14 protein-coding genes are annotated in these 16201 nt (G+C 33.7%); 1 reads left to right on the top strand and 13 read right to left on the bottom strand.

The window, feature by feature from the left end; genetic code table 11:
• Window positions 1–57: 57 nt before the first annotated feature.
• The 9 genes from NFR82_RS00925 to NFR82_RS00885 all read right to left on the bottom strand — a co-directional run bounded on the left by NFR82_RS00925 (window position 58) and on the right by NFR82_RS00885 (window position 10999).
• Entirely contained in the window at window positions 58–1779 is a 1722-nt protein-coding gene (locus NFR82_RS00925) for an FAD-dependent oxidoreductase (protein WP_251716274.1), read from the bottom strand.
• Between the two features lie 224 nt (window positions 1780–2003).
• Entirely contained in the window at window positions 2004–2867 is an 864-nt protein-coding gene (locus NFR82_RS00920; RefSeq protein WP_251716273.1) for an NAD(P)-dependent oxidoreductase, read from the bottom strand.
• 265 nt (window positions 2868–3132) lie between these two features.
• Window positions 3133–4383 carry a NupC/NupG family nucleoside CNT transporter gene (locus NFR82_RS00915; protein WP_251716272.1) on the bottom strand — a complete coding sequence of 417 codons (1251 nt, stop codon included), beginning with the start codon at window positions 4381–4383 and terminating at the stop codon, window positions 3133–3135.
• Window positions 4384–4658: 275 nt separating this feature from the next.
• Window positions 4659–6026, bottom strand: a complete 1368-nt coding sequence (locus NFR82_RS00910; protein WP_251716271.1) for an FAD-dependent oxidoreductase — start codon at window positions 6024–6026, stop codon at window positions 4659–4661.
• A gap of 601 nt (window positions 6027–6627) precedes the next feature.
• Complete coding sequence (locus NFR82_RS00905; protein WP_251716270.1) at window positions 6628–7866, bottom strand: metallophosphoesterase family protein; 1239 nt, start codon at window positions 7864–7866, stop codon at window positions 6628–6630.
• Between the two features lie 106 nt (window positions 7867–7972).
• A complete protein-coding gene (gene coaBC / locus NFR82_RS00900) occupies window positions 7973–9163 on the bottom strand; it encodes a bifunctional phosphopantothenoylcysteine decarboxylase/phosphopantothenate--cysteine ligase CoaBC (protein ID WP_251716269.1) in 1191 nt (396 codons plus the stop codon).
• A gap of 15 nt (window positions 9164–9178) precedes the next feature.
• Complete coding sequence (locus NFR82_RS00895; RefSeq protein ID WP_251716268.1) at window positions 9179–9721, bottom strand: PadR family transcriptional regulator; 543 nt, start codon at window positions 9719–9721, stop codon at window positions 9179–9181.
• A gap of 46 nt (window positions 9722–9767) precedes the next feature.
• A complete protein-coding gene (locus NFR82_RS00890) occupies window positions 9768–10304 on the bottom strand; it encodes a phenolic acid decarboxylase (protein ID WP_251716329.1) in 537 nt (178 codons plus the stop codon).
• Window positions 10305–10627: 323 nt separating this feature from the next.
• Entirely contained in the window at window positions 10628–10999 is a 372-nt protein-coding gene (locus NFR82_RS00885; RefSeq protein ID WP_277612417.1) for an SDR family oxidoreductase, read from the bottom strand.
• A gap of 156 nt (window positions 11000–11155) precedes the next feature.
• Between NFR82_RS00885 and NFR82_RS00880 the strand changes: the two genes are divergently transcribed.
• A complete protein-coding gene (locus NFR82_RS00880) occupies window positions 11156–12031 on the top strand; it encodes a LysR family transcriptional regulator (RefSeq protein WP_251716266.1) in 876 nt (291 codons plus the stop codon).
• Between the two features lie 109 nt (window positions 12032–12140).
• Here the strand turns inward: NFR82_RS00880 and NFR82_RS00875 are convergent, their stop codons facing one another.
• From NFR82_RS00875 to NFR82_RS00860, 4 genes are all read right to left on the bottom strand, one after another.
• A complete protein-coding gene (locus NFR82_RS00875; protein WP_251716265.1) occupies window positions 12141–13256 on the bottom strand; it encodes a flavodoxin in 1116 nt (371 codons plus the stop codon).
• Between the two features lie 232 nt (window positions 13257–13488).
• Entirely contained in the window at window positions 13489–13797 is a 309-nt protein-coding gene (locus NFR82_RS00870; protein WP_251716264.1) for an aldo/keto reductase, read from the bottom strand.
• Between the two features lie 383 nt (window positions 13798–14180).
• Window positions 14181–14969 (bottom strand): glucose 1-dehydrogenase, encoded by a 789-nt coding sequence (locus NFR82_RS00865; protein WP_251716263.1) that lies wholly within the window; start codon window positions 14967–14969, stop codon window positions 14181–14183.
• Between the two features lie 180 nt (window positions 14970–15149).
• Window positions 15150–16190 carry a zinc-dependent alcohol dehydrogenase family protein gene (locus NFR82_RS00860; RefSeq protein WP_251716262.1) on the bottom strand — a complete coding sequence of 347 codons (1041 nt, stop codon included), beginning with the start codon at window positions 16188–16190 and terminating at the stop codon, window positions 15150–15152.
• Between the last annotated feature and the right edge of the window lie 11 nt (window positions 16191–16201).

Genomic DNA, 16201 nt, shown 5'->3' with positions numbered 1-16201 from the left:
AACAAACCTCTCTAATATTTATATACCTTTGAGAGTATTACCATGCTTTTCTTCTTCCTATGCACCTTGATTGAAATTGGTATTATCAGCAGCAGAAGTTCCTGCCACAAAACCAGAAGCATAGCTCCAAGAATTCATCATACTTGGCATAGAATCATGACCATTTGCTCCACCGATAATTTCACCGGCTGCATAGAAATTATCAACCTGATTAAAATCGGTATCAAGTAGTTGCATCTTATTATTTGTTTCGTAACCACCCAAAGTAGTGCAGAAACGTAATTTTTGTTCGATTATATAGTAAGTATCCCCTTTGTATGCATGAAGAAATTTAGGATCCCTACCAAATTCAGAGTCATAACCCGCCTTTACATATTTTGCGTAGTTATCCATTGTTTCTTTCAAAGTCTTAAAATCAATTCCAGCTTTGTCGGCTGCAGTCTTAAGATCCCCTTTAACTAGCACTGGACTCTTCTTACCATCTAAGTCAAAGAAACCTTGAACCTCATCAGCGGTAAAACCATATTTAAGCATTAATTCATAGAAACGGTCCCACATCTTTTGATCCATGACAATATAAGCAACTTTATCTTTTTGTGCTGCAATAGCATCTCTGAAGTGAGTATACGGTGCAGATTCATTGACGATTCGCTTACCGGCCTTATTAACGAAAATAGCACCCATATCAGAAACTTCCTTAGTTGAATAAGTTGTTAACTTAGCAATACCAGGTTCAACTTCTAGTCCATGAGGATACACTTTATACCAATCAAGATTCCGGGTAACTAAATTCATATTTTTAGCAAAGTCAAAGTAATCCCCAGTTGAAGTCATTGGACCATAGTAAGGAATATTAGTCTTATGAGCTTGATAATCCCTTGCACCCCAACCACCAGCGGCTAAAATAAGTGATTTAAAGTTAACATTAATTGTTTGATGCTTCCCTTTAGCTACAAGTGAAACTAGTTTGCCAGTCTTAGATTTATTTAATTCTTCAACTCTTGCATCAAGTAGAATTTGACCACCCTTTTCTTCAAATGCCTTGGCAACTTTAATTACTAATTCATATGAACTCTCACTTGGTATTTCGATTTGACGATCAACTGAGTGTTCAACTGTTTGAGTTTCGGCTTTTTGATATCTTAAATTAGCAAATTGAGTAATAAAATCAACTGCTTTTCCAATATTATCTGCTAACAAGTTTGAAAGCATTGGATAGTTAGTACCACGGCATTCACGAGTGATATCTTTAACTAGGCGTTCAGCAGAATCTTTATCAGCTTCATCGCCAAATAATTCTTTTGAAACTTTTGAACCAGTACCTACAACATTTGACCCATTAAGAATGGTGGCACCGCCAAGATAACCATTCTTTTCAAGAACAACTACCTTTTTACCCATTGATAAGGCACGACAAGCTGCCATAAGTCCGGCCATTCCCGAACCGATTACAGCAACATCGACATCTAAAGTTATGTCTTTGTATTCTTCATCAACTTTTTGCGAGTCAGGAGTAATATTTTTGCTTTCTAAAGCATCTTTACCTGAATCAAGGATGGCTTTAGTCATAATTGACGCACCTGAAATGGCATCAACATCAAAACTTTGTTGCTTAATAATATTATCCTTTAATTTACCAAAAGCTTGATTGAAGATTGCTGGAGTTTCTGAACTTTGAGTTACTTTAACATCATCAATATGATTTCCAGTCACATCAATATCAAAATTAATTTTTCCGTTACGTCCATTAGCCTGGGCTTTGATTGTTTCTTTAGTCATACCGAATTTCCTTTCAAATCTCGCTGATTTAACCGCTTTCATTATATTCTGTTTAATAACACTTAAAAATAAATAAATTTTCAAACATTAATAGAAGTATTTTATTAAATGGCATAAAAAAGAGATAAGTGTAATTACTTATCTCTTAAAATTTATATTTAATAAAAGAGTTTATACTTATCCAATATGTAATGGATTAACTAATTTATTATTATCTCGCTTTCCTATCTCCACCATAATTTAATTAAAGCCTGCGTTCCATCATTGCCTAGCCCCTTCTCATCTACTAGAATCTCGTAGAGATGTTTAGCCTCCCTAGTAGCAGGAAGATCTAAATTCATTTTTTCCGCTTCTTCTAGTGCAATGCGTAAGTCTTTGAGAAAATGCTTAGCAAAAAAGCCTGGAGTATAGTCATTTTTAAGAATTCTTGGTCCATAATTACTTAAACTCCAGTTTTCACCAGCACCGCTTGAAACAGTTTTAATTACTTCTGGTAAATCTAAACCGGCCGCTTTAGCATAAACGAGCATTTCACTCATTCCTGTCATTGTGCCTGCAATCATAATTTGATTAGCCATTTTAGCATGTTGCCCACTACCAGCCGGGCCAAAATAATGAATTTTTTGAGTAAACTGCGCCAATAATGGTTTTATTTCTTCTAAGACGCTTTTCTTTCCTCCAACCATCATCGTTAAAGTTCCATTTTTAGCACCGATGTCTCCACCAGAAACTGGTGCATCAAGGATGCGGAGCCCCTTTTTCTTAGAATCTCGATCTAACTCTTGGGCTAAAGATGGTTTGCTAGTTGTCATTTCAACTAAAACTTGCTTGGCAGTAGCAGCATTTAAAATTCCATTTTCACCATAATATATATCTTCAACATCTTGCGGAAATCCCACCATTGTCATTACTATATCATTGTTTTTAGTCGCAGCTGCTGGACTATCCGCCCAGCGTGCACCATTATCTAAAACTTCTTGAGCATGTGCCTTAGTACGATTATAGACAGTTACTTCATTACCATTTTTGAGCAAATTATTAATGATTCCACTCCCCATAACACCGGTACCTATAAAACCAATTTTCATTTAATAACCCCTTACTTCTTTATCTTAATTAATTCTAGCATACAAAAAAGCAGGAATTATTTCCTACTTTTTTTACTAATTGTTCTCTATATAATCAAGATTTAATTTTTTGGAACTGCATTATCTGCTTTTAAAAATAAAATTAACTATCACCCCTCATTAATTAATATCTACGGAGGTGAAGAGTTATGTCTAATTATTGACCTTAAATATTCTAATTCTATACAAATAAAAAAACTACTAGTTAAACTAGTAGTTAATTTTTTTACCAAACGAATAATCCCATCATACCTGCAGTTAATAGGGAAACTAAAATTCCTGATAAAAGCAAGTAGGCGACATTTTTAGAAATTAAGGTATTCTTTTCTTTATTGACGATTCCCTTAAAACAACCAATAATCATTCCCAAAGTTGAGAAGTTAGCAAAACTAGTTAAAAAGGCAGTGAGGACAGCCTGATAGTGAGGAGCATAAGATTTAATATGACCCGTAACCTGTCCCATAACAACGAATTCATTAGTTACCAACTTAGTTCCCATATGTTGGGCAAATTGGAAGGATTCATTAGGATTAAGTCCTGTAAGCCATGCAAATGGATACATTACAATTCCTAATAAGTGTTCTAATGAAAGCCATGGGTTAATGAAACCTAAAAGTTTATTAATCAAGGCAGCCAATGCCACAAATGCGACTACATTAGCAGTAATAATTAAAATCAATTTACCTGCTCCAAGGATTGAGTCACCTAGAAATGAGAAGAATGGTTCTTTACCAGGTTTTGGCTCTTGGGCAGCCTTACCACCCTCAACTTCTTCTTCAGCAATAATTTCACTACTCTGCATCTTGGCAATTGTATCTTCTTCAGGAGTAACCTTAACTGGGTTAAGCATAGAAGTTACAATCAGAGCATTAATTACATTTAATGGTACAGCCGTTAAAATATATTGTCCTGGCATCATCTTAGTGTAAGAACCAATGATTGAAGCTGTTACACAAGACATGGACATCATTGCCAAAGTCAAATTACGTTTGGCACTAATTTGTTTTAACTGGAGTGAAGAAACAGCCAAAGCTTCAGTGTTACCTAAAAACATCATTTCTACAGAAAAAAATGATTCAAACTTTGGTTGGCCGGTAATCTTTGATAAACCCTTACCAATCCATTTCACTACCCAAGGCAGTACGCCAATATAAGTTAAAATATCAAATAATGGTACGATCATTAAAATCGGCATCAAAACTTGGAAGAACCAATCCATTTGCTTTACTTCCACCATACTTGGGAAAGCAAACTTAATTCCCTCATAGGACACTTCCATCAGCTCGTTAAATCCAGCTGCTGCTCCTTCAACAATAGCTCTTCCCACTGAAAAGCTGGTCATAAACCAGGCTAGAATTAGGTTGAGCACAACCATCGTAATTACACCACGCCAATTAATCTGCTTTTTATTTTTTGAAAAAATAAAACCGATCAAAAGGAAAATTAACAAACCGACTATATTGATTGCTAAATACATTGTGTCCCTTTCTATTCGCAACTTTCTAATATTAAATTAATGTAAGTTTACTCGAATATTAAGATGCTGTAAACAGTAAATTGTTAATTATTTTTTGTAGAATGAATATTATCAAACATTGTCGCTGGATGAGCTTTAATAAAACTAGTTGAATTAGGTCCAGTAAAACGTTATAGAACTAGATCTAAATTAGAATTTAATATTTATATGCAAAAAGCATCTCTTTTAATTAAGAGATGCTTTTTTGGGACTTAAAATGTACTGAGACGTAAAAATTAAACAATCTTATCGTAGCTCAATGCCTTTTGAGCAACCAAGTTAATGATATTCCATTGACGATCGAATGTTGGTGAGAAGAAGAAGTCTGTTTCTGCCAAATCTTCCAAGGTCAATCTATTTCTAATTGCTAATGATAAGACATTAGCTTGACCAGTAATATCATAAGTTGAAAGTGTTGAACCACCTAATACTTGGTGGGTATCAGCATTGTAAACAAGTGAAATATAGATTTCTGGGTTTTCCTTGGCTGGAATATAGTCAGGTCTCAAACTATCCTTGAAGATTACTTCCTTTGCATTAATTCCAACACGTTTAGCGTTCTTTAAGTTAATACCTGTAGTTACTGCGTGAAGACCAAAGGCTTCAAGAACTTGAGCACCTACAATACCTGCAAATGGACGTGAAGGTGTAGTTTCAAATAAGTGCTCTACAACATATTGAGCTTCATGACGTGCAGCAATTGCTGAAGGAATTGGAACACGGCGATTTGCTGGAATACTGAATGGGAAGATTGCATCCCCAATTGCATAAATATCTGGTACATTGGTTCTGAAATATTCATCAGTCTTAATGTAGCCATTATCATAAAGGTCAACAGTACCATCAAGCCAGGCGGTATTTGGAGTTACACCAACTGCAATAATTACCAAGTCAGTCTTAATTTCACCATTATTTGTCTTAACAGCTTCAACCTTGTCACTACCAGTAAAACCTTCAACCTTAGTTTCCATAGCCAAGTTGATGTTGTTTTCAGTTAAAATTTTTTCAAATTCATCAGTGTAAATGTCATTCAAATAATTTTCAAGAGGCTTTTTACCAGCATCGATTAATGTGACATTCTTACCAGCTTTTCTCATAACTTCAGCAGCGGCAATACCATTACCAGCACCGATAATAGCAACATTCTTAATAGAATCATCGTGTTGAGCATCATTGATCTTTTGAGCCCAATCGTAACCACGCATTAAGAAAACGTTCTTTAAATCAATACCTGGTAAATCAAGACTTGCTGGATTTACTCCTGAAGAAATAATCAACTTATCATAAGGAAGTTCCCTAGTTTCGCCGGTCTTTAAATCTTTTACAGAAACTGTCTTTTTATAAGTATTGATGTCAGTTGCTTGAGTATTGTTAAGCATGTGACCGCCACGGTTCTTTAAATCTTCTGGGCGGAAGTTTCTTACATCATCAGCACCTGTTGTTTTACCTTCAAGATAAAGTTTCATACCACAGGACATGAATGAAACATAATCTGATTGTTCCAAAAGTGTTACATCAACATTTTCGTAATTATTCAAAATTTCAAATGCAGCTTCGTGACCACCATGTGATGCACCAACAATGACTACTTTACGTTTTTCCATTGAACTTTCCTCCTCATATAAGAGTATTATTTAACTTCCTATAACACATTAAAGTTAACACGTTGAAAGCGTTTTGTTAAAGAATATGCACCTAACGTAAAAGTTATAATTTATATCAAATCTGATAAATATAATCTACTATTCTCTTCTAGCAATTTTCAAAAGAAAACATCCTTTAGCTAATTTTTAGTTTTTATAAGAAAAATAATTTCATTCGAATATGAAACAAAACTTGATATTTTATATGTTGTCACTCAATTTTATCCACTTAAAACCAATTTTTAATATTAAGCATATTTGTTGACTTTATAGTAAATATTAATTTCAGACCAATTTTATATTTCTTTCAAAATAAAAATTATGCATTTGATCCACAAATACTATTGTTTTAAATAAAATCTTTAATTTTTACTGCTATTACAGCATATACAGTATTTATAGTTTTTATATTTTACAAAAAATCTCAGTGCGAAACTTTTTGATGTATTTATTTAACTTTGCACACTTAATAAATATACTTATATTTATGTTTAGATTTAGAGATATATTTTTGATCATATTCTAAAAAACATCGAAAGTTATTTTCTTTTAAAATAACTTTTCATTGATGAATCACTCTAATTTTTAAATGCTGACTATCCTGATTTACATCCAATAATGAATTAAGATAACTCCTCATTCCTGGCAATTTCTTTTCAACTAATTGATACGCCGCAGACGATTTGATTTCTTTCTTTTCTTCCGATGAATAGTTACTTTTACCAATAAAGAAATTCCAATTAAGTTTATCAATAAAATCTATAATTTCTTTATATTCTTTTGGATCCTTAATTTTCTGCTTTAACCATGACATTTGCTTTTGATTAGTGCGATTAAAAATATCGTGCAAATATTCATGAAAATCTTGTTTTGGCAATAACGACTTTTCCTTATCAGTTAAATAAGGAGACATATCAAATGAATGATGTTGATATTCCAATGAATTTGCTTGTAAATCAATAATTCCATAGCCCTGATCAGACATGGAAAAGCCTGAACTTGCTACCTCAGGCGTACTACATTCTGAATTGCCGCGAACAATATTTTGGGCATGAATATGACCGGAAAAGACTGCTGCTACTTGATATTTTTGACATAATTTACGTAACTCAGCGGCATTATCGAGAGTAAAACCTCCTTTTACAACATTATTGTGGTCATACAAATTATGGTGCATGAAAAATAAAATATGCTGGTGGTTAATTTTTGCTTGATTAAATTCTTTTTCTATCCACTTTAATTGTTCTTTGCTTAGTCGACCATTAGTAATGGGATGAGTAGTTGATTCGTGTTCACCATAAATATTTGAATCTACAAAAATAAAACGATAATTTTTATTGAAATTAATACTATAAGAAAGGCCATCAATACTTATCGCATTTTGATATGAAGAAGCAAAAATTTTTTTCCATTGAACTGGACTAATCTGTTCATCATAATAACTTTTTTCTGCGTAAAATTTCCTTGCCCAACCATCATAAATATCATGATTACCAGGAATAACCAAGAAAGCAATACCTGCCTCTTTAAGCGGAGCAAAAATCCAAGCTAATTTTTCAGCTGACAATCTTTCGCCATTAAAAGTTAAATCTCCTGTGATAATCACTGCTGCAGGTTTTTCCTTTAAAACTTTTCGTACAAATGCTATTAAGGCCAAACCTTGATAATCCAAATCTTTCCCCGCACTTGTATCCCGCATTCGTTGAAAAGCCGCACCATCATCATGCAAGTCCTTAGCAATTAAATGTGTATCCGATAATAGATAGACTTTATTATTTTTAGTATTAGTTAGATAAACCATTAAATCACTTCTTTTTTAGTTCAATTATATAATCTTTTCTTTTCATAGTTGAATTCTTGGTTCTGAACAAAAAAGCACAGTTTTTTCCAAAACTGTACTTAATTTTTTAATCTTTATTCTTCTTTTCAATTGTAAGTTCTAATATCTTTTTAGCTAATTCCACTTTAGTCATTTTTGGTAATCTAGTTTGTCTACCATCTTTGGTCAAAATTACTACTTCATTTTCATCGCTACCAAATACCCCTTTAGAAACATCATTGGCAATAATATAATCAGCTTTTTTATTTGTTAATTTCTTTTCGGCATTTTCTAGTAAATCATTCGTTTCTGCAGCAAAGCCGATTACTAATTGATTTTTATTTTTTAACTGCCCAATTGTCTTCAAAATATCTGGAGTTTTTTCAAATTCAATTTGAAAATCATCAATATCCTTTTGCTTTTTTATTTTATGATCAATATATTTCTTTGGTCGAAAATCTGCCGGTGCAGCTGCCATTATCAAAGCATCTTCATCTTTAAACAATTCTTTCACTTTGGTTAACAAATCTTCGGTACTTTTGATAGCATGAACTTTAATTTGACGATTAGTTGGCAATGGAACACTTACTTGACCATAAACCAAATCAACTTTAGCCCCTAACTTAGCTGCTTGGGTTGCTAAAGCAAGCCCCATTTTTCCACTTGAATTATTACCAATAAACCTTACAGGATCAATTTGTTCACGCGTTCCGCCAGCTGTTACTAAAATTTTTTTACCTTGCAGAGGCAAATCTTTGGTCATGCTTTCTATAAACCACTGATAAATTTTATCAGGTTCTGGCATCCGCCCTTTTCCTCTGTACCCTTCTGCTAATCTACCGTTATCTGGATCTAGGATTTGAACGCCATCATCCTTCAATAACTTTAAGTTTCGCTGCAGTGCTGGATTTTCCCACATATGGACGTTCATTGCCGGTACAACAAATTTAGGTGCATTAGTTGCTAGAAGTGTGGTCGATACTGCATCATCGGCCAATCCCTGGGCCATTTTACCAATTATATTTGCATCCGCAGGTACCACAATTGCTGCATCTGACCAATCAGCTAATTCAATATGGCTAATTTGGGCCTCTTTTTCCCACAAATCATCGAGTACAGGATACTTGCTCAGAGCTGCCAAAGTTTGACTTCCGACAAAATTTTGACTATTTTTTGTCATCCCTACCCTTACAGTATGACCATTTTTTTGTAATAGTCGTACAACATTTACTGCCTTATAGGCGGCAATTCCACCAGTTATATATACTGCTACTTTCATAATTTCACCTTTACTTTAATCATTTAGCGTTTGTAATTCTTCTTTTAACCACCTGATTTGACCTTCAGTGCGTGAAATTGCACGTGTCAAAATCAAATAATGGCCATAATGATTATTAATTGTAGTCTGATTCGCAAAGACTAATTTTTTTCGTTCTAACAAATGCTCTAATTCATCTTTTAGTAACTTAATTTGCTGTACAAGCAAATCCTTGATACGAGGATCATTAGCCTTTTTAATAAAGAATAATTTAAGTGAAAATAGATCTTGGTGAATAGGAAGTTTAGTTACTGTTTGTGTTAACCAATGATTAAGAACTTCTTCCCCTTCTGAAGTTAAATCATAAAATTTTTCCTTAGCATTATCAGGATTCATCGTAACTTTAATCCAGTTATCGGTTAACATTCGTTTTAATTCTGGATAAATTTGACTATGAGATGCTTTCCAAAAATCACCAATTTCGGTGTTAAATTCATTTGTAATTTCTCTTCCAGTAATTTGGGGATGATTATCAATAATTCCCAAAATAATAAAAGGAAGAATACGCTCCTTGGGCATGATTAAGCCTCCAAACTATATTCTTCCTTTTATTATACTAGAAATATTATTTATTAATACGCTTGTAGTTTTCATCGAAGTATTTACCATCACGAATATCATCAGTCATACCTTTATATGGTGCTTCGGCAATAACTTCTTCATTATTTTGACCTGCATCACCAATATAAGTAATTTTAGCAAATTCAGGTACCACCATCTTAGGATAAGTATCATATTTTTCACGTGATTCGTGCATTAAATCAATGTGTTCATTTTGGAAAGTAACTGTAATTTCAGGATGATCTTGAACCCACTTAGGGAAGAAAATGGTTCCGTTTAATTTGTGTTCATTTGGTACAAAATCAAGTGCTACATCAGTTCCAGTTGGTTCAGTCCAAGCTATTTTATAAATACCATCAGTAAGTAAGTCAATGTGAGCTTCTTGATCTTTTACCCAACGACCGGCAACCATACCACCATGAATACGGTAATCAACTGTATGATCATTTTTTGCATACCATTCATATTCCCAACCATTGTCATAAGTATAAATAAAGTGAGTACCTAAAAAGTCATCTAAAGTTTTGAACTTTTTGTCCATATGATTTAAGTTTGCCATAATTTATCTTCTCCTTTTTTGTGTTTATATCGACATATTTCATTAATTAGTATAAGTCGTTAACGACATATTGTCAAATGGAACAAAAAGAGTAAGCTTATGAATCAACTACTCTTTAAACAAATTATTTTCATTTTATTAAAATCATTTAAATTATTACCAAAATAGTGTCCTTAGTAAATATCTTTTCATCTTTATCCATAAAAATTTACCTTTCCAACAAAATAGGAACTAAAAGACTTTTAAAATATCTTTCAGTTCATAATATCAATTAGTAAGAGATTAATTATTTAAGGAAAATATCTTTAGCCTCGGCCACCTTGGAATGATGGGTAAAGTGTCATACCACCATCAACAAACATTGTAATGCCAGTCACGTAGCTTGATTCATCTGAAGCAAGCCAAGCTGCAGCTGCAGCAACTTCTTCTGGATCACCAATTCTGCCCATTGGAATCATTGAAGTAGTGGTGGCTTTTTGTTCAGGGTCGGCAAACTTCTTCGCATTAATTGGAGTATTGATAGCACCAGGCCCGATAGCATTAACGCGAATATTTTGCTTAGCGTATTCCATCGCCACAGTTTGGGTAAAGAGCTTTACACCACCTCGAGTTGCAGGATCAGCAAGCAATACCAATACTATCATTAAGACGTTTCCCATCGAAGTTACTAATACCAATTGAGGAATTTTTGTATCATTTAGAAGAATATTTATATATAATTTTTCTTCTTATCCACTTAATTAATAAGTAATTTTAATATAGCTAAATATCTATTCTAGTATTAAAAATATGCTACTATACTAATAATGAATAGTAGAAAGGAATTACTACATATGATAGACCTTGAATTACTTGAAGAATTAGTTGCTTTTGAACAATACGGTACCTTAAGTGCAACGGCTGAACATTTAATGATTACTCAACCCAGTGTAACTCGTGGCATGAAAAAATTGGAACAAGAACTAGGTGTGGTACTTTTTGATCGTCAAGTTAATCGTATTTCATTAAATGAAACAGGAAAAATGGCCGCGACGCAAGCAAAAAAATTGTTATCAGCCGAACAAAATTTTACAGAATCTGTTATAAATTTTGATCATATGCAGAAATATATTAATATTGGTTCTGTAGCTCCCGGTCCATTAATGCTTCTCCAAAGCGACCAAGATAAATATAGTCAAAAATTGACGTTTACTAAATCATTAATACACTCTGATGTAGTTATTTCCGATTTAAAAAATTATAAAGAAAGATTGATTTTTACTGCACAAGAAATTGAAGATGATAATGAAGTTGAATCAATGTTTATTGGCACTGAAAAATTATATGTTCGCATTGACAAATTCAATCCTCTTTCTGCAAAAAAAAGTTTAACTTTTAAAGATTTAGCAGGTCAAAGTTTCTTAGTAGTCAACGATATTGGCCCTTGGAAAAAAATAATTGAGGATAATATTCCTGATTCTAAATTTTTGTATCAAGAAGACTTAAATTCATTAGATGAATTAACTCACTACTCTAATTTTCCTGTCTTTAGGTCAAACTTAACTATGGCAGCTTCTAACTTTCGTGAACGTAATGATGACGATAGAATTTCCGTTCCCATTAAAGATAATAACAATGAAATTGAAATTTATGGTACTTATTTAATAAGCCAACGTTCAATTGTACAACCATTTTTAAAAGAAGTCGTTAAAAATTGGATTACTGATTAGAAAATCTACATATAACTGTTAACTGTTTCATTATTTTAGTGAAATTGGAAACAAAATAACCCAAATCTATTTTATAGAATAGATTTGGGTTATTAATTAATTCATATTACTAAATCAAATCCAAATTTTGAAGCCAACTTCTTAATGCAGTATTGTTACCAGTATATCTGAAACCATTTAATACAGTTGCATTGTATGGTTGAGCTAATTGTCGCATGTAAGGCATTGAAGCACTCATAGGAGTTGACATACTGGTAGTAAATGGAACAATTATTTTACCACGGAAGTTGTATTGATCAAACAAAGTATGAATGATCATTGGTGGTTGTTGCCACCAAGTTGGGAAGCCAACATAAACAGTTGAGTAGCGATTCCAATTTGGAATAGTTCCTTGAATTGCTGGATGAATGTTGTTACGACGTTCATTGTCACCACGTCTAGCATATCCATCATAATCTGATGGGTATGGATTGGCAGCTTGAATTCTAAAAATGTTTGAATTAGTTAATCTTTGAATTTCTTGTGCAGCCTTTTGAGTTTGTCCTGACATTGAGAAATAAACAACTAAACTCTTGCTATTTGTTGGACGCGGAGTAGTCGCTGGATTAGTATTTTTTTTCTTATTTATCTTAGCCTTTCTGTTTCTTTTAATGGCACCAATGCTAATTAAGAAACCATGAAGACTGCTATTAGAAGTATAACGATAGCCTTTAGTAAGCTTAGCCTTATCATGCTTTGCCAAGCGACGCATTACAGGCATAGAGCTTGAAATTGATGATTCAGCGCTTGTTGTAAATGGAGTAATTGTCTTACCACGGAAGTTGTAACGATCAAACAAAGTATGAATAATCATTGGTGGTTGCATCCACCAAGTTGGAAAGCCAATATAAATATGCTTGTATTTTTTAATGCTTGGCAATTTTGTCTTAATTGCTGGATGAATATTTTTACGAATTTGATCTTGAGCTACACGAGTAGTTGCATCATAATCGTTAGGATATGCCTTTTTTGGCGTAATTCGTAAAATTTTTGCACCTGTTTCCTTTTGAATTCTTTGCGCAACACGTTTAGTATTCCCAGTCTTTGAGAAGTAAATTATTAAACTGCTAGATGACTTCTTGGCTGCTTCTACTTGTTGATTTGTTTTGATAAAGCTAAATAACGAAGCAACGGCTAATACTCCTAAGCCCGCCACTAAAAATTTCTTGAAAGCCTTGTATTTCATATACTTACACTCCTTTTTATTGCCCTCAATTGATTACGTTTTTAGTATATGTTGAGCTTTATATAGAATAAAATACTTATTATGCATGAGGCTATACAGAAAATGCATAGTATTTTTATACTTGATATCAATTTTCTTAACATTAGGTAATTCTTCTTAACGAATAGTTTATTTACTTTCGCCAAAGTATAATTAAGTATTTGTTCTTTAGTATAGAGAGTATAATTGCGAGTTATATATAAAAAGCATCAGTCAATTTAAAATCGAAAATATTGTGATTGTCATGAATGTGTTCAGGATTAGTTGAACCAGGGATTACGATAAAGCCCATTTGAGTATGCCAACGCAAGATAATTTGAACATTAGTCTTATGATACTTCTTAGCAAGCTTGCTAAAAATTGATTCATTGATAAGTGAACGATCGCCTGAACCAAGCGGGTACCAAGCCATAAGTCTAGTGCCGGTTGGTTCCAAGACCTTTCTTGCTTCAGCTTGCAAAACTTGTGGCTTAATTTCGGCAAAGTTCAAAACTTTCTTCAAAGTACGTGAACTTCTTTCGAAGTTTGAAATACCGAATATATTCCTTTTAAAACTTGCTTTTTATTTCTTAACTCGATGTTTTTAGTATATAAGGGGGGCACGAATAAAAAAATTACTTATTAAGTATACAATTATCGTATACTTAATAAGTAAAAATAGATGAGACTATGATTTAATAGCTTTATCCATCCATAAGTTCTTATAATAATAGTTTGATCAGCATAATCACTATTATTTTGGACACTAACTTTTACAATTTCATTATTTTTGCTCACTGACAATTTAATTTTTGGATAACAGTACTATTACAAAGTAATTAAAAAACGGCAATAGAATATTATTCCATTGCCGTTCATTATTAAATATATAAATTACTTATTAATCTATCCACGACCACCTTGGAATGATGGGTAAAGTGTCATACCACCGTCAACGAACATAGTAATACCAGTTACATAACTTGATTCATCAGAAGCAAGCCATGCAGCTGCAGCGGCTACTTCTTCAGGATCACCAATTCTACCCATTGGAATCATTGAAGTAGTGATAGCCTTTTGTTCAGGATCGGCAAATTTTTCTGCATTAATTGGTGTATTAATTGCACCTGGTCCAATAGCATTAACACGAATGTTTTGCTTAGCATATTCCATGGCAACAGTTTCAGTAAAGAGCTTAACGCCTCCCTTACTTGCTGCATAGTGAGCAAATGTTGGCCAAGGAATTTGTTCGTGAACACTAGACATGTTGATGATGTTACCCTTCTTATTATGATCAGTAAAGTAGCGAAGAGCCATCTTAGTACCCAAGAATACACCAGTCAAGTTAACATTGATAACTCTGTTCCAATCGTCTAATGAAAGATCCTTAGTTGGAACTTGGTTTTCCATGCCGGCATTATTTACCCAAACGTCAAGGTCACCGAAGTTATCAACTGCAGCGTCAATTAACTTTTGAGCACCTTCTTCTGAACCAATATCAGCTTGAACAATAACTGCATCCCCACCGTTTTTCTTTACAGCGTCAGCAGCTTCTTGTGCACCCTTTTCATCAGAGTGATAGTTGATAACAACTTTCATTTCTTCTTTACCGAAACGTTCTGAAATAGCAGTTCCGATACCTTTTGATCCGCCTGTTACAACGGCAACACGATTTTTCAATTCTGAATATACCATTAATCTATATCTCCTTTGTTTTAATTCTTTATCTCTTTAATTTACAAGTAAAATTATATTGATAAATAAATTTTTTGAAAAATACTTTATAGCTATGCAAGTATGCAACTAGCGAATACTAGCAATTATAAAAAAGAAACGCATTACACGTTTCTCTTCCAAATATTTCTGAATAAAATTTTACTTATCTGCAACAATAATCAATGATTTAATAGCTTCACGCTTATCCATTGCTTCGTATGCTTCTTGAATATGATCTAAATCAAATCTCTTAGTAAATACCTTGCCTGGGTTGATTTCACCCTTAAGAACAGCATCAAGCAAAATGTCCTTGTCATAAGTTGTTACTGAAGCAATACCACCACGAAGGCCAATATTCTTCCAGAACAAAGTGTTTGATGATGGTTCGGTTTGAGGAACACCAACACGGCCAACAACAGCACCTGCGCGAGCAACTTGACCGGCTTGTTCAATTGCGCTTGTTGCACCAACACATTCAAGAACGCTGTCAGCACCATTGCCATTAGTTAATTCCATAACCTTCTTAACAGCATCTTCACCACGTTCAGAAACGATGTCAGTGGCACCGAATTCACGACCAAGTTTAGCACGATCTTCGTGGTGACTCATTAAGATAATTCTTGAAGCTCCGCGAAGTCTAGCGCCAATCACACCACAAAGACCAACGGCGCCATCGCCAATAACTACAGTAGTATCACCTTGCTTAACTTCTGCACTTGCTGCTGCATGATAACCAGTTGCCATCACATCGGCTAAAGTTAAGAAGTTGTTTAATTGTGCATCAGTATAATCTTCTGGCTTACCAGGTATCTTAACTAACGCCCAGTTAGCATGCTCGAATCTCAAGTATTCACCCTGATATCCACCGTTAGTATTTTCAATTCGTTCTTCACACGAACCATCAAAACCGGCACGACAAGCAGCACACTTACCACAACCGTGAGTAAATGGTGCAATAACAAAATCACCTGGATGAACTGCAGTTACATCATCACCAATTTCTTCTACAATACCAATCGCCTCGTGACCAACGGTTGACCCAGCTTCACGCTTAGAAATTCCACGGAACCACCATAGATCTGACCCACAAACACAAGCACGTAGAATACGAATAACTGCATCTGTTGACTTTTCAATCTTTGGCTTATCAATTTCCTTGACTGCCATCTTACCTGGTTCTACAAAAATTGCTGCTTTCATTATAATTCTTC

Origin of the sequence: Lactobacillus agrestimuris, from assembly GCF_943193025.1 — a bacterium.
GTDB classification, from domain to species: Bacteria; Bacillota; Bacilli; order Lactobacillales; family Lactobacillaceae; genus Lactobacillus; species Lactobacillus agrestimuris.
This window is presented reverse-complemented; position numbering and strand designations above follow the sequence as displayed.

What these genes read in the sequence shown, in the direction of transcription:
- NFR82_RS00925 (WP_251716274.1), bottom strand. Translation starts at nt 1,779, where the DNA reads ATGACTAAAGAAACAATCAAAGCCCAGGCTAATGGACGTAACGGAAAA.
- NFR82_RS00920 (WP_251716273.1), bottom strand. Translation starts at nt 2,867, where the DNA reads ATGAAAATTGGTTTTATAGGTACCGGTGTTATGGGGAGTGGAATCATT.
- NFR82_RS00915 (WP_251716272.1), bottom strand. Translation starts at nt 4,383, where the DNA reads ATGTATTTAGCAATCAATATAGTCGGTTTGTTAATTTTCCTTTTGATC.
- NFR82_RS00910 (WP_251716271.1), bottom strand. Translation starts at nt 6,026, where the DNA reads ATGGAAAAACGTAAAGTAGTCATTGTTGGTGCATCACATGGTGGTCAC.
- NFR82_RS00905 (WP_251716270.1), bottom strand. Translation starts at nt 7,866, where the DNA reads ATGGTTTATCTAACTAATACTAAAAATAATAAAGTCTATCTATTATCG.
- coaBC (WP_251716269.1), bottom strand. Translation starts at nt 9,163, where the DNA reads ATGAAAGTAGCAGTATATATAACTGGTGGAATTGCCGCCTATAAGGCA.
- NFR82_RS00895 (WP_251716268.1), bottom strand. Translation starts at nt 9,721, where the DNA reads ATGCCCAAGGAGCGTATTCTTCCTTTTATTATTTTGGGAATTATTGAT.
- NFR82_RS00890 (WP_251716329.1), bottom strand. Translation starts at nt 10,304, where the DNA reads ATGGACAAAAAGTTCAAAACTTTAGATGACTTTTTAGGTACTCACTTT.
- NFR82_RS00880 (WP_251716266.1), top strand. Translation starts at nt 11,156, where the DNA reads ATGATAGACCTTGAATTACTTGAAGAATTAGTTGCTTTTGAACAATAC.
- NFR82_RS00875 (WP_251716265.1), bottom strand. Translation starts at nt 13,256, where the DNA reads ATGAAATACAAGGCTTTCAAGAAATTTTTAGTGGCGGGCTTAGGAGTA.
- NFR82_RS00865 (WP_251716263.1), bottom strand. Translation starts at nt 14,969, where the DNA reads ATGGTATATTCAGAATTGAAAAATCGTGTTGCCGTTGTAACAGGCGGA.
- NFR82_RS00860 (WP_251716262.1), bottom strand. Translation starts at nt 16,190, where the DNA reads ATGAAAGCAGCAATTTTTGTAGAACCAGGTAAGATGGCAGTCAAGGAA.